This window comes from Schaalia sp. 19OD2882, from assembly GCF_018986735.1.
Lineage (GTDB): Bacteria > Actinomycetota > Actinomycetes > Actinomycetales > Actinomycetaceae > Pauljensenia.
This window is the reverse complement of the sequence record NZ_CP065521.1, coordinates 775,680-796,583: the sequence shown is the minus strand read 5'-3', so window position 1 is coordinate 796,583 and position 20,904 is coordinate 775,680. Positions and strand designations below refer to the sequence as shown.

Annotated in this window: 17 protein-coding genes; 1 reads left to right on the top strand and 16 read right to left on the bottom strand. The window is 65.0% G+C overall.

Annotated elements, in window-relative coordinates; genetic code table 11:
- Positions 1-39: 39 nt before the first annotated feature.
- From I6B53_RS03485 to chvE, 11 genes are all read right to left on the bottom strand, one after another.
- Positions 40-1,056, bottom strand: a complete 1,017-nt coding sequence (locus I6B53_RS03485) for a hypothetical protein (RefSeq protein WP_216764873.1) — start codon at positions 1,054-1,056, stop codon at positions 40-42.
- Positions 1,053-2,141 (bottom strand): ABC transporter permease, encoded by a 1,089-nt coding sequence (locus I6B53_RS03480; protein ID WP_216764872.1) that lies wholly within the window; start codon positions 2,139-2,141, stop codon positions 1,053-1,055. Before I6B53_RS03480 ends, I6B53_RS03485 begins: the two co-directional genes overlap by 4 nt.
- Positions 2,134-3,717 (bottom strand): sugar ABC transporter ATP-binding protein, encoded by a 1,584-nt coding sequence (locus tag I6B53_RS03475; RefSeq protein WP_216764871.1) that lies wholly within the window; start codon positions 3,715-3,717, stop codon positions 2,134-2,136. Before I6B53_RS03475 ends, I6B53_RS03480 begins: the two co-directional genes overlap by 8 nt.
- 54 nt (positions 3,718-3,771) lie before the next feature.
- Complete coding sequence (locus I6B53_RS03470) at positions 3,772-4,770, bottom strand: ABC transporter substrate-binding protein (RefSeq protein ID WP_216764870.1); 999 nt, start codon at positions 4,768-4,770, stop codon at positions 3,772-3,774.
- A gap of 253 nt (positions 4,771-5,023) precedes the next feature.
- Positions 5,024-6,532, bottom strand: a complete 1,509-nt coding sequence (araA, locus tag I6B53_RS03465) for an L-arabinose isomerase (RefSeq protein ID WP_216764869.1) — start codon at positions 6,530-6,532, stop codon at positions 5,024-5,026.
- Positions 6,533-6,569: 37 nt separating this feature from the next.
- Complete coding sequence (locus I6B53_RS03460) at positions 6,570-7,298, bottom strand: L-ribulose-5-phosphate 4-epimerase (protein WP_216764868.1); 729 nt, start codon at positions 7,296-7,298, stop codon at positions 6,570-6,572.
- Positions 7,299-7,456: 158 nt separating this feature from the next.
- Positions 7,457-8,452, bottom strand: a complete 996-nt coding sequence (locus tag I6B53_RS03455; protein ID WP_216764867.1) for a LacI family DNA-binding transcriptional regulator — start codon at positions 8,450-8,452, stop codon at positions 7,457-7,459.
- 142 nt (positions 8,453-8,594) lie between these two features.
- Entirely contained in the window at positions 8,595-9,629 is a 1,035-nt protein-coding gene (locus I6B53_RS03450) for a LacI family DNA-binding transcriptional regulator (protein WP_216764866.1), read from the bottom strand.
- Between the two features lie 117 nt (positions 9,630-9,746).
- Entirely contained in the window at positions 9,747-10,922 is a 1,176-nt protein-coding gene (gene mmsB, locus I6B53_RS03445) for a multiple monosaccharide ABC transporter permease (RefSeq protein WP_216764865.1), read from the bottom strand.
- Complete coding sequence (gene mmsA / locus I6B53_RS03440) at positions 10,919-12,466, bottom strand: multiple monosaccharide ABC transporter ATP-binding protein (RefSeq protein ID WP_216764864.1); 1,548 nt, start codon at positions 12,464-12,466, stop codon at positions 10,919-10,921. The genes mmsB and mmsA overlap by 4 nt, the downstream gene beginning before the upstream one ends.
- A gap of 99 nt (positions 12,467-12,565) precedes the next feature.
- The gene (gene chvE / locus I6B53_RS03435; RefSeq protein ID WP_216764863.1) at positions 12,566-13,783 is read right to left on the bottom strand and encodes a multiple monosaccharide ABC transporter substrate-binding protein; all 1,218 of its coding nucleotides are present in this window, start codon (positions 13,781-13,783) and stop codon (positions 12,566-12,568) included.
- A gap of 539 nt (positions 13,784-14,322) precedes the next feature.
- On the opposite strand from chvE, the gene I6B53_RS03430 reads away from it, so the two are divergent.
- Entirely contained in the window at positions 14,323-15,678 is a 1,356-nt protein-coding gene (locus I6B53_RS03430) for a PAS domain-containing protein (RefSeq protein WP_216764862.1), read from the top strand.
- A gap of 171 nt (positions 15,679-15,849) precedes the next feature.
- Here I6B53_RS03430 and I6B53_RS03425 read toward each other — a convergent pair whose 3' ends face one another.
- The 5 genes from I6B53_RS03425 to I6B53_RS03405 all read right to left on the bottom strand — a co-directional run bounded on the left by I6B53_RS03425 (position 15,850) and on the right by I6B53_RS03405 (position 20,882).
- Positions 15,850-16,032 (bottom strand): toxin, encoded by a 183-nt coding sequence (locus I6B53_RS03425; protein ID WP_253953955.1) that lies wholly within the window; start codon positions 16,030-16,032, stop codon positions 15,850-15,852.
- A 44-nt stretch (positions 16,033-16,076) separates the two neighbouring features.
- Positions 16,077-16,325: a ribbon-helix-helix protein, CopG family gene (locus tag I6B53_RS03420; RefSeq protein WP_216764860.1), complete on the bottom strand. Its 249-nt coding sequence runs from the start codon at positions 16,323-16,325 to the stop codon at positions 16,077-16,079.
- A 530-nt stretch (positions 16,326-16,855) separates the two neighbouring features.
- Entirely contained in the window at positions 16,856-18,544 is a 1,689-nt protein-coding gene (locus I6B53_RS03415; protein ID WP_216764859.1) for a hypothetical protein, read from the bottom strand.
- Between the two features lie 450 nt (positions 18,545-18,994).
- Entirely contained in the window at positions 18,995-20,335 is a 1,341-nt protein-coding gene (locus I6B53_RS03410) for a DUF4041 domain-containing protein (protein ID WP_216764858.1), read from the bottom strand.
- A 136-nt stretch (positions 20,336-20,471) separates the two neighbouring features.
- Positions 20,472-20,882 carry a helix-turn-helix domain-containing protein gene (locus I6B53_RS03405; protein ID WP_216764857.1) on the bottom strand — a complete coding sequence of 137 codons (411 nt, stop codon included), beginning with the start codon at positions 20,880-20,882 and terminating at the stop codon, positions 20,472-20,474.
- Between the last annotated feature and the right edge of the window lie 22 nt (positions 20,883-20,904).

Below are 20,904 nucleotides of genomic sequence, written 5' to 3'. Positions count from 1 at the left end.
GAAGGCGCCTCCCGGGCCGCTGCGCCCCCTCGTCGCCTGCTATTGCCTCTTCACCGCCACGATCTTCTGCAAGATGACGAATCCCAGCAGGACGACTCCGATGAAGACCTTCGTCCACCACGAATCCAGACCTTCGCGGGCAATGAGGACCTGGATGAGCCCGTAGACCAGGACACCCACTGCCGAACCCAGGACGAAACCGTAGCCGCCCACGAGCAATGTCCCGCCGATGACCACCGAGGCAATGGCGTCGAGTTCCATTCCGATGCCCGTGAGATTGAACCCCGACTTCGTGTACAGCGCGAAGAGAATTCCCGCGATTCCCGCACACGTCCCGGAGATCACGTAGACAAGCACCCGCGTGCGCCCCTCACTCAGGCCCATGAGCCGAACAGCCTGCCCCTGGTCCCCCGCGCCAAGGCCGTACACGGTTCGCCCGAAGCGGGTGTGGTGGAGGATGTGGAAACCGACGAGCAGCACGATCCCGGCCACGATCATTGACGCATTGATCCGCCACAGCGACTTTCCCTCACCGAATTTCAGGGACCACGCGGCCAGCGCCGCAAAACCCTGGTCCTCGATCGGCAAGGATTGCACCGAGACGACATTGGCCAGACCGCGGGCAAGGAACATGACGGCCAGCGAGGCGATGAAGGGTTGGATGTCGAAGACCTGGACCAGGACCCCGATGACCAGTCCACAGGTGGTGCCGATGAGAACTCCGACGATGACGACCACGGGCAGGGAGGCCCCCGCCATGAAGAGTTTGGCGGTGACCAGGCCGACCAGGGCCACCACGGCCCCCACCGACAGGTCGATGCCGCCGGTGAGGATGACGAAGGTCATCCCCACGGCCAGGACCAGCAGGTAGGAGTTGTCGACCAGCAGATTCGACAGGAGCTTCATCGAGATGAAGGCGCGCGACCCGCTGCCCAGCCCGTAGCGGAGCTCGCCGATCAGGAGAATGACCGCCAAGGTCAGCACGGTCCCGATGACCGGCAGGAAGCGGCGGTCGATCCTGGGCACCCGTCGCAAAGTGGCATGCGCGGTGTTCATGCGACCACCTCGCTGGTCATGGCTCCTGCGCGGGCGGCTTCAGCGCGCGCCCTGCGCAGTCGCATCCTTTCGGCGAACAGCGGCGAGGCCGCCACACACACGGCGATGAGCACCACCGCCTTGAACAGGGGCGTGGTCTGGGAGGGCAGTTCGAAGATGACGACGGCCCTTTCCAGTGCGGAAAGGATGAGCGCGCCGACGACCGTACCGGCCAAGGAGAACCGGCCGCCGTCGAGTTTCGTCCCGCCCAGGACCACGACCATGATCGCGTCCATCTCCTTCATGAGGCCGATGTTGTTCGCGTCGGCGGCCATGGTCGGCGCGCCGTAGACGATGCCGGCCAGTCCCGCCAGCAACCCGCAGACCACGTAGACGATCCATGTGGTGCTGGCGGCGCGCACACCTGCCAGGCGCGAAGCCTCCCGGTTGATGCCGATCGACTCCAGCATCATCCCGAAGGCCGTGCGTCGCACCAGCAGGGCGAGCAGGGTGAAGACGACGGCCGCGATGACGACAGGGTTGGGGATGCCCAGGAAGAACCCGGAACCGATCGCCTTGAACGGGGGTGAGGTGACGGTGGTGATCTGCCCTTGGGTGAGCAGCATGGCGATTCCGCGACCGGCGACCATGAGGATCATCGTGGCGATGAAGGGTTGGATCTCCAACACCGTGACCAGGAACCCGTTGAACACGCCGATGACCAGGGCGACCAGCAGGCCGAGCAGCAGGGCGACGACCACGGTGCCGGGGTCGCCTCCCGCGGGTGAGGAGTCGATCCACGTGAGCGAGACGGCCAGGGAGATCGCCATGACGGCACCCACTGACAGGTCGATGCCGCTGGTGGCGATCACCAGGCACATCCCCAGGGCAAGCAGCAGCGGTGTGGCGGAGTTCCTCAGGATGTCCACGGGCTGTCCGAAGAGGTGCCCGTCCTGCACGGTGACGTCGAGGAAGCCGGGGCTCTTGACTCCACAGGCGATGACCAGGGCCACCAGCGCGATCGAGGGCCAGAAGGTCGAATGCCCGGAGGCTTTCCGCAAAACCGCGCCGATGTCGAGTGAGGCGGCGCGCCCGTTGTCACTCATGTGCGACTCCTTCACCTGCGGCCCCGTCCTCGTCCTGGGCTCCTCGCGCCGAGGCGATGGCTTCGAGGACCGTTTCCTGGGTGACCTCGGGACCGTTGTCGATGGTGGCGATCATCCGCCGGTCCCTCATGACGCAGACCTTGTGGCACAGGCGTACGACCTCGTCGAGTTCGGAGGAGATGTACATGACGGACATTCCCTCAGAGGCGAGTTGCGTGACGAGCTTTTGGATCTCGGCCTTGGCACCCACGTCGATGCCGCGCGTGGGTTCGTCCAACAACAGCAGTGAGGGGTCGGTGGCCAGCCAGCGTGCCAGGAGGACCTTCTGCTGGTTTCCGCCGGAGAGGTTCTTGATGAGCGCTTCGGGGTCGCGCGGGCGGATGTTCATGGCCTCCATGAAACGCCGGACGATCTCGTCGAGTTCCTTGCGGGGGATGGGGCACAGCGTCCCACGCGCGGATTGGAGAGCCAGGGCGATGTTCTCGCGCACCGTGAGGTCCGCGATGATGCCATCCTTCTTCCTGTCCTCGGTGGAGTAGGCGATGCCTTCCTTGAGGGCCACCAACGGGTTCTTCAAGGCGACCTCGTGCCCACGGATCTCGATGTGCCCGGTGTCGACCTGGTCGGCGCCGCACAGCAGGCGCGCCGCCTCGGTGCGCCCCGAGCCGAGCAGGCCCGCCAGGCCGATGATCTGCCCCTTGTGGACGCTCAGGTCGAAGGGTGCGACGCTGTGGTTGCGCCCCAGGGCCCGCGCTTGGAGGAAGGTGGGGCGGACCTCCTCGTCGTCGGCCAAGGACCGGGCGGTGGACTCGATCTGTGTGAGGGAGTCGACGGTGTGTCCGACCATGGCCGAGACCAGGTCGCGGCGCGAAACCTCGTCGGTGACGAATTCGGCGACCAGACGCCCATTTCTCAGGACGGTCATCCTATCGGTGATCTCGTAGACCTGGTCGAGGAAGTGCGAGACGAAGATGATGGAGACCCCTTGGTCCCGCAGCTCCCGGACGATCGTGAAGAGCTGGTCGACCTCGCTGGGGTCCAGGGACGAGGTCGGCTCGTCCAGGATGAGGACCTTCGCGTCGGTGACGAGGGCGCGGGCGATGGCGCACAGTTGTTGGACGGCGACGCTGTGCGAGGACAGTTGCGACCTGGGGTCGATGTCCAGGTGCATGCGGGCCAGGTTCTCCGCGGCGATGCGGCGAGTGGCACGCCAGTCGATGAAGGGCCCGATGTGGACCTCGTGGCCCAGCATGACGTTCTCGGCGACGGTCATGTTCGGGCAGAGGTTCACCTCCTGGTAGACGGTGGCGATTCCCCGTCTTTGGGCGTCCTCAGGGCCCGTGGGCGCACAGGGCCGACCCAAGAGGCTGATGGCACCGCCGGCAAGGGCGTTGATGCCGGTCAGCGCCTTGATCAGGGTCGACTTGCCAGCGCCGTTCTCGCCCATGAGGGCGTGGACCTCCCCCTTGGCCAGTGTGAAATCCACTGCGTCAAGGGCTCGTACCCCCGGGAAGGTGACGGTGATCCCCGTCATTTCGACGACCGGTTCGCGCCCGCCGCCGCCTGTGGCACTCATCGAGTTCTTCTTTCCTCACTCGCAGCCCATTGTCCTGTGCGCCGACGCGCCCGATCAGTAGGCGCGGGCGTCGACCTCCGCCTGGGTGATCGTCTGGTCGAAGGCCTTGTCCTCGACGACGGTCTTTTCAGGGACGGATTCTCCGGCGGCGACCTTCTTGACCAGTTCGGCCAACTGCTCACCGAAGATCGGGTTGCACTCGACGACGTAGTTGAACTTCTTGTCCACCAGGGCCTGCAGGCCGTCGCGCACGCCGTCGATGGTGACGATCTTGATGTCCTTTCCCGGAACCTTGCCGGCCGCTTCGATGGCTTCGATGGCTCCCAGACCCATGTCGTCGTTGTGGGCGAAGACGAGGTTCATGTTCGGGTGGGCCTGCAGGGCGGCCTCCATCGCGGTCTTGCCTTCGGCGCGGGTGAAGTTGCCTGAGGCCTTGCCCAGGATCTTGTCGGCGCCGACGACCTCGTCGAAGGCCTTCTCACGGTCGATCTGCGGGCCCGAGCCCATCGTGCCCTGCAATTCGAAGATCTTGGCGTCGGGGACGTTCTTCTTCACCCATTCGCCGGCGGCCTTGCCCTCGGAGGCCATGTCGGAGCCGATGTGCGTGACGTAGGACTTGTCGACGCTGGTCTTGATCGTGCGGTCGACGAGGATCACAGGAATACCGGCGTCCTTGACCTCTTGGAGGACCTCGTCCCATCCGGTCTCGATGACCGGGGCGAATGCGATGACATCGACGTCCTGGGCGATGAAGTCGCGCAGGGCCTTGATCTGGTTCTCCTGCTTCTGCTGCGCATCGACGAAGGTGAGGTCGAAACCCTTGTCCGCGGTGAGTGAGGACTTGATGGACTCGGTGCTGGCGGTGCGCCATCCGGACTCGGCGCCCAACTGGGAGAAGCCGATCTTGATGGTTCCTCCGGCGCCGCCTCCACTGGCGGCCCCGGACTCGGCTCCGCCTCCCCCGCCACCGGATCCGCAGGCGGCCAGGGAGAGGGCGACAACGGCAGAAGCTGCGACAGCGGCCAGACGCGGCCACTTTCCGGTGTGGGACATGGGTTCCTCCTCGAACGATCCCAGAAGGTCCGCGCGTGCCGGTCACGCCTTCGGACCCTGTTCAGACACTTGGAGGTTAGCGCTAACACCAGATCCACTGTGAGCATTCTCTCATTCGTAATCATATTGTGACCCTCTTTGACGAAGGCCTCTGACGACGTCAGAGGGCATTCCAGCCACAAGGGTGGAGGGCCCGTGCCTACTCCCGCGGGCCCTCCACCCAGCTGCACCCGCAGCGCGGCGATTCAGCGCCTCACAGACCCTGCGCCAGGCGGTGGTAGGCTTGGTTCCACCGCACACGCTGATGGAAGTCGCGGGCGGTCGTCGACTCGTCGATGACCAGCAGCTCCATACCGGCGATCCGGGCGAACTGGTCCCACACCTCGACACCGACCTGGGTGGTCATCACCGTGTGGTGGGCTCCGCCGGCGGTCAACCACGCCTCGATCGAGGTGTACAGGTCCGGTTCGGGGCGCCACATCGCGCGCGCCACCGGCAACTTCGGCATCGGGTGGGCCGGCTCGACCACCTCGACGACATTGGCCGTCAGTCGGAAACGGTCCCGCATGTCCGACAGGGCCACGACCACGCCGGCGCCGGCTGAGGCGTCGAAGACCATGCGCACGGGATCCTCCTTGCCGCCGATGCCCAGCGGGTGGATCTCGACACGGGGCCTGGCGGTGGTCAGACTCGGGCAGATCTCGAGCATGTGCGCCCCCAGGATGAGTTCCTGGCCGGGCACCAGGTTGTAGGTGTAGTCCTCCATGAGGGAGGCCCCACCGGCAAGCCCTTCCCCCATGACCTTGGCAGCGCGCACCAGCACGGCGGTCTTCCAGTCACCCTCGGCGCCGAAGCCGTATCCGTCCGCCATCAGGCGCTGGACCGCCAGGCCCGGAAGCTGACGCAGCGCCCCCAAGTCCTCGAAGTTCGTGGTGAAGGCCTTGGCCCCCCTCTCGTCCAGGAAGGAACGGATGGCGATCTCCTGGCGGGCGGCGTAGCGCAGGCACTCGTGGCGAGGTGCCCCCTTTCGCAGCTCCTCGGCGACGTCGTAGAGCTCCTCGTACAGGCTGACCAGCGCATCCACGTCGGACTCGTCGACGGCCCCGACCGCAGCGACCAGGTCGTTTACGCCCCACGTGTTCACCGAGACGCCGAGTTGGCGTTCGGCCTCGGTCTTGTCGCCCTCGGTGACGGCCACATTGCGCATGTTGTCACCGAAGCGCACGACACGCAGTTCGTGGGTGGCGGCCCAGCCGGCGGCGGCACGCATCCACGTGCCCACCTTCTCGCCGACCTGCGGATTCGACGCGTGCCCGACCACCGTCGTGCGCGCCACCCCCAGGCGCGTGAGGATGTAGGCGTACTCGCGGTCGCCGTGTGCGGCCTGGTTGAGGTTCATGAAGTCCATGTCGATGGAGTCCCAAGGGATCTCGACATTGGCCTGGGTGGCCAGGTGCAGCAGCGGCTTGGACAGGACCTCCAGGCCACGGATCCACATCTTCGCCGGGCTGAAGGTGTGCATCCAGGAGATGACACCCAGGACCCTGTCATCGGCGGAGGCGTCGAGCATGGCCCGGCGGATCGCCTCGGAGTCCTTGAGGACCGGCTTCCACACGATCGGCGCGGGAAGGACCCCGGACTCGTTGAGCAGGCGGACCACCTCCTGGGACTGTTCGGCTACCTGACGCAGGGTCTGCTCGCCGTAGAGGTCCTGGCTGCCGGTGAAGAACCAGACCTCACGGCCTTCGTAGAAGCTCGACATGGGGACAGTTCCTTCCTCGTGGATTCTTCCGGCCCTCTCAGTGCTGACCGTAGACGTTCTGGTAGCGGGCGTACAGGGAATCGATCCTGTCCTGGGGAATCGGGATGGGCTCACCGAGTTGCCGGCTGATGTGCACGGTGCGGGCGACCTCCTCGACCATGGCGGCGGCCTTGACGGCGGCGCGGGCGTCCTTGCCGATGGTGAAGGGCCCGTGGTTTCGCATGAGCACCGCGGGGCTGCGCGAGGTCGACAGGGTCTCGACAATGCCGCGTCCGATGGAGTCGTCGCCGATCAGGGCGAAGGGGCCCACGGGTACCGGGCCGCCGAACTCGTCGCCCATCATGGTCAGGACGCAGGGGATCTCCTCGCCGCGTGCAGCCCAAGCGGTGGCGTAGGTGGAGTGGGTGTGGACCACTCCACCGACCTGCGGCATGTGCGTGTAGACGTAGGCGTGGGCGGCGGTGTCGGAGGAGGGCGAGGCGTCCCCTTGGACGAGGGCGCCGTCGAGGTCGCACACCACCATGTTCTCCGGTGTGAGGTCCTCATAGGCGACCCCGGAGGGCTTGATGACAAGAAGGTCCTGCGAAGCGTCCTCGGCCGGACCCTTCACCCTCTGGGACACGTTGCCGGCTGTCCACACGACCAGCCCCCACCGGGTGAGTTCCCCGTGGAGCTTCGCCACGACCTGCCTTGTCCGTGCGACCTCTGCCGTGAACTCCTGCGTCCACGTCGTCGGATCCCTGTGGTCCACGATGTCCTCCTTCATTGGGGCACGTCCCTGCGGACCCCCCAAGGTTAGCGCTCACATCGTTGGCATGTCCACGATTCGAGGGCGGCCCGCACCCCCCTTCCAAGGGCCACGAAGGCCCCGCCTTCGCCCCCGTCCACGGGAGCCGTCCACACCACGGGTTCACCCCTGCCCCTTCACCCGGTGCGCGGGGGCGCAGTGGACTCGCGCACCACCAGTGTGGGGGCGAGCATCGAAGTCTCGACCGCCTCGCCCTCGTCAATGGCCCGCACCAGAGCATCGACCGCCCTGCGGCCCATCCGCGTGAAGTCCTGCCCGATGGTGGTCAACGAGGGCAGGTAGTGGGCCGCGGCCGGCATGTCGTCGAATCCGACCACGGACACCTCCTGCGGAATGCGCACCCCCAACTGCCCGAAGGCCCTGTACAGACCCAGGGCGGACTGGTCGTTCGCACAGAAGACCGCCGTGGGAAGCCCTTGGGCGTGCATGCGCAGGCCTTCGCGGTACCCGACCTCGAACTCCCATCCACCGTCGTGCGGCTCACGCACCGCAAGACCCCGATCCTCCAGCATCCCGCGCCACACGCGGCACCTGATGCGCGCCTCGAAGTAGGAGCGCGGACCCGGCACGTGCGCAATGTCCGTGTGCCCCAGGTCCAACAGGTGCTCCATGGCCGCGCGGGCGCCGGCCTGCTGGTCGATGGAGATGGTGATGACCCCGCAGCCCGGCCCCGGATCGGCAGCCGTCACGGCGACGACGGGCACCGGAAGGGACAGGTTCGCCAGGTCGGCGGCCACGTCACGCACAGGAGAGATGAGGACCACCCCGTCCACGGGCAGGCTGAGGAAGTGGTCGATGACCGCACGTACGGCGCCCGGGTCGTCATCGTCGACAGGGGCCACCACCGTGTAGTAGCCGTGGGTGCGGGCAGCCACCTCGACGGCCAGAAGAGTCGACATCGGGCCGTGGAACAACCCGGAGGTGCTCACCACGCCGATGGTCTCGGACCTGTTGCGCGCCAGTGCCCGCGCCACGGAGTTGCGCCGGTAGCCGGTCTGTTCGATGGCGTCCAGGACCTTGCGTCGGGTCTCCTCGGCCACCCGCCCACTGCCGTTGAGCACGCGGGAGACCGTCTGGTGCGACACCCCCGCGATCCTCGCGACATCCGTCATGGCCGGGGCCCTGTGCCCCCCACCCGCACTCCTCATTGGCGTCCTCCGAACTGCCTCACAGCCGCGCTCACGGCCGTCGTGTCGGTCTCGCCATGGTCGCACGACCCACCGGGCGCCTGCGGCAGCTTTCCCGGAAAGGCTCTCAGGCGTGTCGCGGCGCGGCGGTGGAGCCTCGCACGACCAGTCGCGTGGGCAGGTGCGCCTCCTGCGGGAGCGACTCGCCGGCGAGGGCCTCCTTCAAAGCCGCGACGATCTGCTCGCCCAGTGCCTCGAAATCCTGGGCGACCGTCGTCAGAGGAGGAACGTAGAACGGGGCGGAGGGCAGGTCGTCGAATCCGACCACGGAAACATCCTCGGGAATGCGGACCCCTGACTCTGCGAAAGCGCGGTACAGCCCCAGTGCCAATTCGTCATTCGCGCAGAACACCGCGGTGGGCAGTCCCTCCTTGACCAGGACCCTGCCGGCCTCGTAGCCGGAGTCGCAGTCCCACGCGTGGCCCAATGGCTCGCGCACCGTGAGCCCGCGCTCGGCCAGTCCGGCGCGCCACACGGATTCGCGGATACGGGCCTCGTAGGCCCCGTCGGGACCGGCCACATGGGCGATGTCCCGATGCCCCAGGCCGAGCAGGTGGTCCATCACGGCGTCCGCGCCGCCCTCCTGGGCGATGTGGACACCGATGATGCCACTCATGGCGCCGATCTGCGCCGAGGTCACGGCAACCATCGGAACCGGCAAGGAAATGCCCTGCAAGTCCCGGGCGATGTCACGTGTGGGGGCGATGAACACCAGGCCTTCGACGGGCAGGCCCAGGAAATCGTCCAGGGCCCTGGCGACCTCGTCGACCTCGGCCTCGTCGTCGATGGGTGCCACCACCGTGTAGTAGCCGGCGGCCCGCGCGGCGATCTCCACGGACAACAGGATCGAGGTCGGCCCGTAGTGCCATGAGGTGGTGGTGACGATGCCGATGACCCCGGAGCGGCGGGTGACCAGTGCGCGGGCCACCGAGTTGCGGCGGTAGCCCAAGGCCTCGATGGCGGCCTGCACCTTCTCGCGGGTGTGTTCGGCGACATTCGCCGACTTGTTGAGCACGCGGGAGACCGTCTGGTGCGACACCCCCGCTGCGGCGGCCACGTCGAGGATCGACGGCGGTCGCCTGCGGTTTCGACCTGTGGCCATTGGCCCTCTCCTCAGTCAATGCGGGCGAGCGCTGTCCCTTCCCGATGGTGCGAGGGCAGGGCTCAGGCGCGATCGCCTGAACGCCCCGCCCTCGTCACCGTGTGGGACGGGCTCGACTCACTGGTTGCCGGAACGACGCTTGTTCCACACGTCGAAGGCGACAGCCAACAGCAGGACCATGCCCTTGACCATCTGCTGGGTGGCGGTGTCGGCACCCAGCAACTGCATGCCGTTGGACAGGACCGCCATGATGAGACCACCGATGAGGGCACCGGAGATGCGTCCGATGCCGCCAGTGGTCGACGCGCCGCCGATGAAGCACGCGGCGATGGCGTCGAGTTCGAACATGTTGCCGGCGCCCGGCTGGGCGGCGGACATGCGCGAGGAGTAGACGACGCCGGCGATACCGGCCAGCAGACCCATGTGGACGTAGGTCCAGAAGGTCACCGCGCGGACACTGATGCCGGACAGGGCCGCTGCGGCCTTGTTGCCGCCGATGGCGTACACGTCACGGCCGAACACGGTCGAGTTCGACATGACCCCGTAGATGAGGACGAGGACGGCCAGGAGGATCAGGACGATCGGCAGGCCGCGCTCGTGCGCCAACTGCCAGGCAAAGGCCATGACGACCAGACCGATGAGGACGATCCTCACGATGAAGATCCACATGGCTTCGATGACCTGGTTGTAGGCGATGCGCGCCTGACGCGAACGCCACTGGGAGTAGGCGAAGCCCAGGACTCCGATGCCGAAGACCACCAGGGTGAATACGTCGTACCCGTGACCGCCGAGCAGGCCGTTGAGGTGGCCCTGACCAATCGCCTTGTAGGCCTCGGGGAAGGGAGAGACCGACACGTTGTTCGTCACGACGAAGGTCAGGCCGCGGAAGAGGAGCATGCCGGCCAGGGTCACGATGAAGCCGGGGATGCCCACGTAGGCGACCCAGAAACCCTGCCAGGCACCGATGAGGACACCGGCTGCCAAGGCGGCCAGGATGCCCACCCACCAGGGCAAGCCCTGCTTGATGATGAGCACACCGGCGATGGCTCCCGTCACCGCGACCACCGAGCCGACCGACAGGTCGATCTGGCCCAGCACGATGACGAAGAGCATGCCGATGGTCAGGATGAAGACGTAGGAGTACTGCTGGACGATGTTGTTGATGTTCGGCGGGCTCAGGAACGAGGGGCTGAGCACGGAGAACAGGATGACGATCGCCGCGAAGGCGACGAAGATGCCACTCTGACGGATGTTCCCCTTGAACATCTCGACGAGGTTCTTGGTGCTGCTCACTTTCCTTGCTCCCTTGCAGGTTCGATTGTCATGAGTTCCATGAGTTTTTCCTGGGTGGCATCGGCCACGGGCATCTCGCCGGTGACCCTGCCGTAGGCCAAGGTGTAGATGCGGTCCGAGACACCGAGAATCTCTTCGAGTTCGGAGGAGATGACGATGACGGCCTTTCCTGCGGCCACCATCTCGTTGATGAGCGTGTAGATCTCGAACTTGGCACCCACGTCGATGCCGCGGGTCGGTTCGTCCAGGATGAGCACGTCCGCATCGGTGTAGAGCCACTTGGACAGGACGACCTTCTGCTGGTTTCCGCCCGACAGCGAGCCCACCCGCTGGAGCACGGACTGGGAACGGATGTTCATCCGACGCTTGTACTCATTGGCAACGGCCAGTTCCTCATTGCCGTTGACCATTCCGCGGCGGGCCAATTTGAACATGCCTGCCATGGCGACATTGTGTCGGATGTCGTCGATGAGGTTCAGACCGAAGTGTTTGCGGTCCTCAGTGGCGTAGGCGATGCCGTGGTGGATGGCCTCGGAGACCGTGCGAACCCGGATCTCCTTGCCGTCCTTGTAGATGCGTCCGGAGATGTCCCGACCGTAGGAACGGCCGAAGATGCTCATGGCCAGCTCCGTGCGGCCGGCACCCATGAGGCCCGCGATGCCGACCACCTCGCCGTGACGGACCGTGAAGGAAGCGTCCTTGACGACCACGCGTCCTTCCTGGGTCGGGTGGTGGACGGTCCAGTCCTCCACGCGCAGGATCTCCTCACCGATGTGGGACTCACGTGCGGGGTAGCGCTGTGAGAGTTCTCGACCCACCATGAGCGAGATGATCCTGTTCTGGGTCGAGGCCGGGTCCGACATGTCGATGGTCTCGATGGACTGGCCGTCACGCAGGATCGTCGTGCGATCCGCGATGGCCGCGATCTCGTTGAGCTTGTGCGAGATGATGACGATCGACACGCCCTGGTCGCGCAGCTGGCGGATGAGGTCCAGCAGTTGGGCCGAGTCGTTGTCGTTGAGGGCGGCGGTGGGTTCGTCCAGGATGAGCAGGCGCACGTCCTTGGCCAGGGCCTTGCCGATCTCGATGAGCTGCTGCTTGCCGACACCGAGCTGACCGACGGGGGTCAGGACGTTCTCGTGCAATCCCACCTTGGCCAGGATCTCCTCGGCCTGGCGGTTGACCTCGTGCCAGTTGATGAGGCCGCCCGTCATGGGCTTGTCGGAACCGAGGAAAAGGTTCTCGGCCACCGACAGGTACGGGATCAGAGCCAGCTCCTGGTGGATGATGCCGATGCCGAGACGCTCGGAGTCCTTGACGTTGGAGAATCGCACCTCCTTGCCGTCGAAGACGATCGTGCCGTCGTACTGTCCGTGGGGGTAGACACCGGAAAGAACCTTCATGAGGGTCGACTTGCCGGCCCCGTTCTCTCCGCACAGGGCATGGACCTCTCCGGTGCGGACCTCCAGGTTGACGTGTTTGAGCACCTGGACGCCGGAAAAGCCTTTGTCGATGTCCCGCATCTCCAGAATATTTGACGCCATGTCACTTCCAAATCTGCCGAATGTGGCGGGTGATGGAGGAAGGGGCGGGACGGGCGCGACCCCAGGGCCACGCCCACCCCGCCCCGTTCCAGGCGGAGATCACTTGGCGGCGACGCCGGCCTTGACCTCGTCGGCGGTCCAGTAGCCCGAACCGATGATCTCGGACTCGATGTCCTCCTTGAAGATCGTCTTGACCTCGAGCAGGTAGGACGGCACGACCTTCACACCGTTGTCGTAGTCGGTGGTGTTGTTGATCTCGGGCTCCTTGCCCTCACCCAGTGCGGTCACGGTCTTGATGGTCTGCTCGGCCAGGGAGCGGGTGTCCTTGAAGATGGTCGAGGACTGGACACCGTCATTGATGAGCTTGACCGAGGCGATCTCGGCGTCCTGACCGGTGACGATCGGCAGTCCGGCGGCGATGTCCTTGCCGTAACCGGCGCCCTGCAGAGCGGTGATGATGCCGCGGGAGATTCCGTCGTAGGGAGACAGGACACCGGCGATCTTGCCGGAGCCGCCACCATAGGTGGAGGTGATGAGGTCCTCCATGCGCTTCTGGGCGACGTCCTGCTGCCAACGCAGCGTGGCGACCTGGTCGAAGTTGGTCTGGCCGGACTTGACCACCAGGGTCTTGTTGTCGATGTAGGGCTTGAGGGCCTCCATCGCGCCGTTGAAGAAGAACTGCGAGTTGTTGTCGTCGTTGGAGCCGGCGAAGAGCTCGATGTTCAGGCCGGTCGGGTGTCCGGCGACCTCCTTGCCGTCCTTGTCGACGATGCCCATGCCGCGCAGCAGAGCGGTGCCCTGGGCGACACCGACCTTGTAGTTGTCGAAGGAGACGTAGTAGTCGACGTTCTTGTTGTCGCGGATCAGGCGGTCGTAGGAGATCACCTTGATGCCGGCCTGGGCGGCCTTGTCCAGCTGCGAGGACAGTGCGGTGCCGTCGATCGAGGCCAGGACGAGGACCTTGGCGCCATTGGTGATCATCTGGTCGACCTGCTGGGTCTGGGTGGGGATGTCGTCGTTGGCGAACTGCAGGTCGACCTTGTAGCCGGCCTTCTCCAGGCCTTCCTTCACCGCGTTGCCGTCGGCGATCCAGCGCTCGGAGGTCTGGGTGGGCATGGCCACGCCGATGGTGTCGCCCTTGGCCAGCGAGAATCCGGTCGAAGCGTCGCCCGACTGCGCCGAAGCGCCCGAGCCGGTGGCGTCCGAGCCGGCCCCACCCGCACCACTGCCGCCGCAGGCGGACAGGAGGATGGCTCCGGTTGCGAAGATGGCGGCAGCACCTGCGGCGCGGCCACCGAATGCGCGACGAATGTTCATTGATTTCTCCTCATTGAGCGATCGACCGATGGATCGGTTCGACTGGTCCGGCAGCTCTCGGACGTCCGCGTCCGATGTCTGACGGGACCACGTTAACGATCACATCAATGTCGGGCAACCGAGCTCAGCAACGATTCGATAACGTTCACACCGCCCTCGTCACCTGTGCCGGGGGGTGTCGGGAAGCACCCGCCCCGCCCTCGTGACCCCGGGTCGGACTGCCCCCACACGCAGCGATCCGCCCGTGGAACGCCCGCTCGTCATGTCCAAGTTCTTCGACACCCCACCCGCAGGCCCGACGAGTCTGCATTGGCACGTGAACCGGCGGTGATCGGCCCCATCACGCCCATCGCCGCCACCGCTCCCTCACTCGGGTGCACACCACGAGCAGCCAGTGGCGCCCCGAAGCGCCCACCAGAGCCCCGACCGGGGCCCAAGACCGGACTTCCCGTGCAGTCGGTTTGATAATCTCAGAGGCGTATTGGGTTCAGTTGTCCGCAAATGCCCAAACCGATCTCCCGTCAACCTCAAGGACTCCCGTGACCACCACGACTCCCACCGGCGCCACCCACGAGGTCGGTGTCGACGACCTCTTCTTCTCCACGACCGATGCGCGCGGTGTCATCCAGCGGTCGAATGAAGTCTTCGTCGAACTCTCCCGCCACCCTCGCGAAGAACTCACCGGCGCACCGCACAACATCATCCGCCACCCTGACATGCCCGGCGGCGCCTTCCGCGCCATGTGGGACACCCTGGAGTCGGGCGAGCCCTTCGCCGCATATGTCCGCAACCTTGCGGGCGACGGAAGCGAGTACGACGTCTTCGCCACCGTCACCCCCCTGCCGGACGGCGGCTACCTCTCGGTGCGCTCGCGCGTGATGAACCCCGACATCTACGAGACAGTGCTCGACGTCTACCGGGACGCGCGCGAGGTCGAGCTGGCGGCGATGGCCAACGGCATGAACCGCCGCGACGCCGCCGTCGAAGGCGTCGGTCGCATTGTCGCCCGACTGGGCGACCTGGGCCTGGGTTCCTACGAAGAGTTGCAGCTCATCGCCCTGCCCGAAGAGGTCACCGCACGCGCCAAGGTGTCAGCCGGCCTGCCCACCCGCCCCGGCGCCACCGGCCAGTTGGCTGAGCTGCTCACCGCCTCCCAGGAGTTGGCAGAAGCACTGGGGGCATGGACTGCGCACCAGGAAGAACTCGTCAATCTGGCGTCCTCGCTGCGCCGCGTCGGAGCAGACCTGACCAGCGCCTCGAAGGACCGCCGCCTGACCCCGGACAAGATCGCCGCTCTGGATCGATCCAACCCCACAGTCAAGGCCCTGGGCGAAGTGCTCGACCTGTGGACCCGCATGCAGGGCAACGTCCAGGAGCCCGCCGATGGTCTGCTCGACCGGCTCTCCGCATTGGCGTTGACCACGGGCCGCGTGGGCTTCCGCATCGCCTTGGCGCGCCTGCACACCAATGTCATCGCGAACTTCGCCGCCGAGCTGATCGACGGCGTCGGCGACCACGAGACCTCCGTCCATGCCCTGCCGGACCTTGCGGCATCCCTGCGTGACGGCATGACCCAGTTGGACAAGCAGTCCGCCCTGGCCCTGGACTACGGCAGGCGCGCCGTGACCTCCGTCGACCGCACTGCGGTCTTCATGGAGATGCCGCACCAGCTTCTGACCATGTGGACCCAGTCCAACTTCAAGAAGGACCTGCCCGCCGACGCTGCGCTGATGTCGCAGATCATCGAGCGCCTGGTGATCGTCGTCGACAACAACCTCAAGGAGCTGCACGCGCTGTCGCGCCGCTGCGTCGAACTGGGCGAAAAAGCAGATCTGAGCCTTGTGCGCGAGAAGGTCTTCAAAGTCTGCGCGATCGCCGAGTCGATCACCAACTGAGCCTGCGCACCCTCGAGCGGGCCGCCGGCACGCCTGTGGCTGACAGGCCCCGGGCCCCGCACCCCTCGTCGGCGCGGGGCCCGTTGACGTCCACCTGCTCACTCGCGCAACGGCGAACCCTGGACCTCGAAGCCGGAGCCGCCCATTTCGCCCGACAGGATGGCCATCGCCTCAGTGGTGGCGACCCGCCTTCATGGCATGAACGACCAGTTCGCATCCACTGTCGAAGATGAGGACAACCACTTCGAGAAGACGTCCATTCGTGTCGAAACCCAGCCGTGACTCCCGCTGCAGATCCTCCTCTTCATGCGGCTCGACCCACATGGGCCAGGTCGCCGCCTGCACGATGTCCACATCCGAAACTCCATGTCTGCGAGCCGAGCCATGGACCGAGATCTTCACACAAACACCGCTTCGCGCAAGAGCTCGGATCGCGTCTTGTTCAGCCGCGCCGCCTTGGCATCGATGAAGGCCAACTCCTGTTCAGTGAATCGGACCGTGACCACCCTGCTCGGCGCCGTTCCGCGCCTTGGCCGGCCCCGGCCGCGCCTGCGAAGGACTTCGGCGTCACACCCAACCTCTGCTTCCTCAGCCCAGGAAGCAATCTGTTCTTCGGTGGCTGACACGCCCTTGATCGTCTCCACCATGCGATTGTCGTATTACACCATTCAAGGCTGCTCAGATACTGGGTACTGTCAACATCTGCCGGATGAAGGTCCACCAGGGCTGGAAGAACCCGGGATCACGCTGACTTCGGAGCATCAAAGTGGAGTTCGGGGCGCATGTGTCGGCCTCCTCCCGGCATGACGCCCCCCGCCCTTGTCCCTCGCAGACAACAAGTGGTGCCGATGACGACAAGAGGTGTCGAAATCCGCCCACACATCGGCACCTCTTGTCGCTTTCGGCACCACTCACGGCAACCGTCTTCGCACGCTCCGACCACGTCATCGGGCGCTCCGGTTTGAGCGGTCACGCACTGTCAGACCAACGGCCAGCATGTGGCGGTTGAGAAGGGCTCCGTGCAGCCCGCCAACATGACCCGACGGGCCAAGTGGCGCCTTTGTCGAGGGCGAAGTGCGCGTGGAGGCACAAACGTACAAAGGGGCGGGTCAGGTGCGCGCAAGCTGGGAGGCTCGGCCCTCCGTCACACCCAACACGGGCGCAGCGTCCTGCACGGTCAGGCCAGGACTCCAGGGGACGACTGCTCAACCACTGCAGGCACCGGGGTCGCGTGGCAGCCAGCCTCGGAGAGAACAGCTGCCAAGCTGTCGATATCCGACTCGGAAGCCGCGTCAGGGAACGTCCAGTGAATGTCTTGCTGCTCGGTGAACACGTCGACAGTTCGCCGAAGGTTCCCTTCGCGATTGGCGCGAACGCGCACGTATCGCACATCGTTCAGTGAGTAGATCTGTTCGAGTTCGCCTCGTTCGAGGAAGTCTGTCGGGCGCGCGGTGATGATTCGTCGATCGGTCACCGCAACGAAGATCTTCGGTGGGCGCTTCTCACCGAATTTGTCGCCCCTTCCCGATGCGACCCGGTTCCAGGCCCTGTCAAGCTTGGTGAGAAGCAGTAGCTGAACTCTGTCGGAGCTGGGCGTTCTCTCGAATGGGAATGCCACGCCTCGAAGAGTCTCGCCGTCTGCAAGGAACCATCGGAGGATACGCAAGTAGCGATCCAAGTCGATCCCCTCGGGTGCACACACGATCTTCGGCACCACTGGCGTCTCGGCCACTGGCCTGAGCACCTTTGCCAGGGGCTCGATGGCTTCGAGGAGCTGCCTGCAAGTGAACTGGGATGCCTTCGCATCCTTCCTCTTCTTTGTCAGGGGCACGGTGGCGGGACCGGAGAGCTCGGCGATGATCCGCAGCTCACGCACGAGCGAATCAGTCAGCAGGCGAATTTCGGTGAGCGACTCGTCGATCTCGTCCGGCGTGTTTCGGGTGATCCGGTCGAAGAGCTGCGCTTCACTCTCGTCGCCGACGCTTCGCTTTCTGGCGAGAGCAGCGCGGACAGCTTGGTACTCGGCGTAGGTCTTCAGCGAGCTCAGAAGCGCGTAGGTATCGAAGACGATTGCTTCGGCGTTGGATTCGACGTAGTGGCGGCGGGCAGAACCCTCCACCTTTCCGAGTTCGTCGATGTGGCCCGCAACGTTCTTGCGGTACAGTTTCTGTTGCTTGCGGATGCTGGGGGCGCTGGCGGCAATCGGTTCCCAGACAGAATCGGTGATGGCGTCCAGTTCGCGGGTCTCCTTGACCGCCTCATCGACGGATTCCGACAGCCCCTCAAGTTCTGCCCATTGCTCGTTTCGGATGGCTTTGAGCGTTTGTGTCGTGAGCTGAATGTTGGAGCGGACGAGGCCGGAGATCTCGCCAAGTTGCATCTGGAGAGCGATCATTGCCACGGCCGGACCGATGGCGGCGATCGCTGTTGCGGCCGTCATCGAGGCGGGGACAAAACGCGCCTGAGCGACCAGTTTGCCGTTCTTGAAGATTGTCCCGAGTTTGGCTCCTTCCTTTGTTGCCATCTGTCCGCCACTCTTCAGGAGAGACAGCGTCGCATCGTTGACACGGAAGAGTCCTTGCGCGCTCGATACGGCCTCTGCAATGTTGCCGACGATCGTGCCTGCGTTGCCAAGCGAGCCAAGTGCGGCGGAGAGCTGAGCACGGTCGAATGACGGCAGCATGTCAATGCTGATGAGCTCAAGACCGTCGGGGACCTCGCCGAACACGACCGCGACACCTGGAGTCACCTCGACGAGGGTCGTGGATGGAACCAGTTCAAGTGCGTCAGACCTGATCTGACCGTTTTCGCTGTTTGTCCGACAAACGGCCTCGTCACCGCGGGGGTTGTCGCGTGCGTCGTCCATGTGGGTTCGCTTTCTCGCCAGTGGCCGTCTCACTCCCGGCACTCGAAAGACCATTGTCGCAGACACCACTGGCCGTGGTCACAACGAATGCAGCCTCGCGGCAGACACCACACCGAGGGGCTGAGAGCTACAGCTCTTCAGCCCCTCGCAGATGGTGGAGATGGGGGGAAACTCAACACAACCTGGCATGACCAGCCAAAACATCGAGGGCGCTACACGCCGTGCCATCCCCGTGCCACGCGAACGCCGCGCTCGCGGGCGAGGAGGGTCTGGTAGTCGAGGATGAGGCGCCCCACCACCCCGCCGGGAGAGTGGAGCATTCGCGTACCTGCACGCCCTCGTCGTCGAGGCGGTCGAGGAGGCCCACGAGTGTGATGGTCACACGTGCATGATCGGCCTGGTCACCCACATGTGCGGGTGCTGCTTCTTCTCCCGAAGGGGGGCGTGAATTCAGAGCTTGTCGTTGGCCATGGCCTCGGCTTGGCTGAGGCGGTATTGCTCGGCTTCAGGCTCTTCTACGAATTCGAGGAGGTTGCCGGCGATGGAGGCAAGCTCGGTCCGGACCTCAGCAGGGGTGGCGCAGAAGAATTCGCGGCGCGCGTTGATGCGGTTCACGCGTCGATCAGCAAAGCGGCGGTGAAGTTCCGCCTCGACTCCGACTGCGTCTTCGGAGAAGAACAGGGCGTGGACGTCGAAATTGAAAGGGACGGATGCGTCGCCGAGTTCGCGCACGCGGTCCATTGGCTCGAGACGTCGAGTCATGCCGATTTTGACCATGCGTTCACCGAAGGCTCCGATGTTCGAGATGACATACACGTAGCCTGCCCGAATGTTTGCGGCGCGGAATTCAACGGACTGAATCTCGGCTTCAACCTGGGTGAGATTGGCGCGGATCTGCGCCGCCTCGTCGACACGCCCTTGCGCTTCGAGCGCGGCAAGAACATTCTCGTAGTGCGCCTTCTGTTTGGCGAGCTTCTCTCGCGCCGCCTCGAACTCCTTCTGGGCTCGCGCTTCCTCGCGCAGCCTTGCGCGCTCTTCGCGCTCGGCCTCCTTCTCTGCCTTCTTTGCGTTCAGGTATCGCAGAGCCAAGATGAGCTCGCGCTGACGAAGGGCGTGATACTGCGAACTGATATGGAGGTTGATGAGCTTTCCGAGCGCCTTGACCTGGTCGCGAGCACGTTCGAGGCGCTTCTGCGCGGCTTCACCATTCCCAGCCTTCACGGTGAGGACGCAGTTCTCAGCTTCGGCGTTGTAGGCGCGAAGCATCATCTTGGACATGTCGGACACGAACTTGCGGCCTTGGGCTTTGGAGCCGTTGAACGTGAAGTCTGTGTTGGCAACGACGGCACTCTTGGCGCGGATCATCTCCTTGATCCTGGATCGAACTTTAGCGAGCTCGTCACCGAGTTGGACCGAGGACTCAGCGGGATGGGTGTATTCGCTCAGGCCAAATTCGGAGAAGATTCGCACATGCTCAATACGGCTACCAAGGGCGGTCAGTTCCTTCTGCTTCTCCCGGATCTCTTGGGCAATGGTGTCGGCCTCGCGTCGACGCGCTTCGAGAAGTGCGTCCAAGTCGGCAAGCTCGCGCGCTCCAGCAGTCTTGCGTTCTTCGAGATCGGCGGCCATCGATGAGGCGAGTGCTTGCAGCCGAACGATATCGCCCCCGCCGGTGCGTTCGAGGATCCCACGCAGCTCCTCGATGCTCCTCAGTGCATCGAGGTATTGCTTCTCACCGACGGCGAGCTTCTGCTCGAGTTCCTGAATCCTTGCCTTCTTCGCGCCAAACACCTTGGTGTCCTTTCGCTACTGAGTTGCTTCCCTGGCTCATGCGCCCCCGATCAGGCGCGCGACTGGCACGTCACACCGCGACGCAGCCCTTGGGCGGCCGTCCGGCTGTAACACTTCCGACACGAAACTGGGCACCTCAGGCCCCGTCCACGAACCCACCACTCCCCTGCTCGTCCTCCGGCGCGTAGCCAACGTCGTGGGCGGCCATCTGCAACCAGTCGAACCCACCCTCGCCGAAATCACCCGTGTCAGCAGGGGGCGCAGAAGGTAGCGAAACGGGGGCGGATGCGCCATCTCGGGCAGCGCGTTGTTCGGCGCGCTGAAGCAGAAGGCCACTTGACAACCCGAGGCCAGAAGCAATGTCGGCTAGGGAGTTGACGGTGATGGCGCGCTCAGCCTTCAGCAGGCGGATCAGCGTCCGCGCTGGGATCCCGCTGCTGGCAGCGAGGTCAGCGATGGTCAGCTGCTGCGCCGCGCGTTCAGCACGGACCTCCGCCGCCAAGGCGGCGTTGAGGCCACTTCCGTGTGTGCCGTCTCGTGAAACCATGACACAAGTGTGCCACATTGGA

Excerpts from the sequence above, each read along its gene's own strand:
- I6B53_RS03485 (WP_216764873.1), bottom strand. The coding sequence starts at position 1,056 with ATGAACACCGCGCATGCCACTTTGCGACGGGTGCCCAGGATCGACCGC.
- I6B53_RS03480 (WP_216764872.1), bottom strand. The coding sequence starts at position 2,141 with ATGAGTGACAACGGGCGCGCCGCCTCACTCGACATCGGCGCGGTTTTG.
- I6B53_RS03475 (WP_216764871.1), bottom strand. The coding sequence starts at position 3,717 with ATGAGTGCCACAGGCGGCGGCGGGCGCGAACCGGTCGTCGAAATGACG.
- I6B53_RS03470 (WP_216764870.1), bottom strand. The coding sequence starts at position 4,770 with ATGTCCCACACCGGAAAGTGGCCGCGTCTGGCCGCTGTCGCAGCTTCT.
- araA (WP_216764869.1), bottom strand. The coding sequence starts at position 6,532 with ATGTCGAGCTTCTACGAAGGCCGTGAGGTCTGGTTCTTCACCGGCAGC.
- I6B53_RS03460 (WP_216764868.1), bottom strand. The coding sequence starts at position 7,298 with ATGAAGGAGGACATCGTGGACCACAGGGATCCGACGACGTGGACGCAG.
- I6B53_RS03455 (WP_216764867.1), bottom strand. The coding sequence starts at position 8,452 with ATGACGGATGTCGCGAGGATCGCGGGGGTGTCGCACCAGACGGTCTCC.
- I6B53_RS03450 (WP_216764866.1), bottom strand. The coding sequence starts at position 9,629 with ATGGCCACAGGTCGAAACCGCAGGCGACCGCCGTCGATCCTCGACGTG.
- mmsA (WP_216764864.1), bottom strand. The coding sequence starts at position 12,466 with ATGGCGTCAAATATTCTGGAGATGCGGGACATCGACAAAGGCTTTTCC.
- chvE (WP_216764863.1), bottom strand. The coding sequence starts at position 13,783 with ATGAACATTCGTCGCGCATTCGGTGGCCGCGCCGCAGGTGCTGCCGCC.
- I6B53_RS03420 (WP_216764860.1), bottom strand. The coding sequence starts at position 16,325 with ATGGTGGAGACGATCAAGGGCGTGTCAGCCACCGAAGAACAGATTGCT.
- I6B53_RS03415 (WP_216764859.1), bottom strand. The coding sequence starts at position 18,544 with ATGGACGACGCACGCGACAACCCCCGCGGTGACGAGGCCGTTTGTCGG.
- I6B53_RS03405 (WP_216764857.1), bottom strand. The coding sequence starts at position 20,882 with ATGGTTTCACGAGACGGCACACACGGAAGTGGCCTCAACGCCGCCTTG.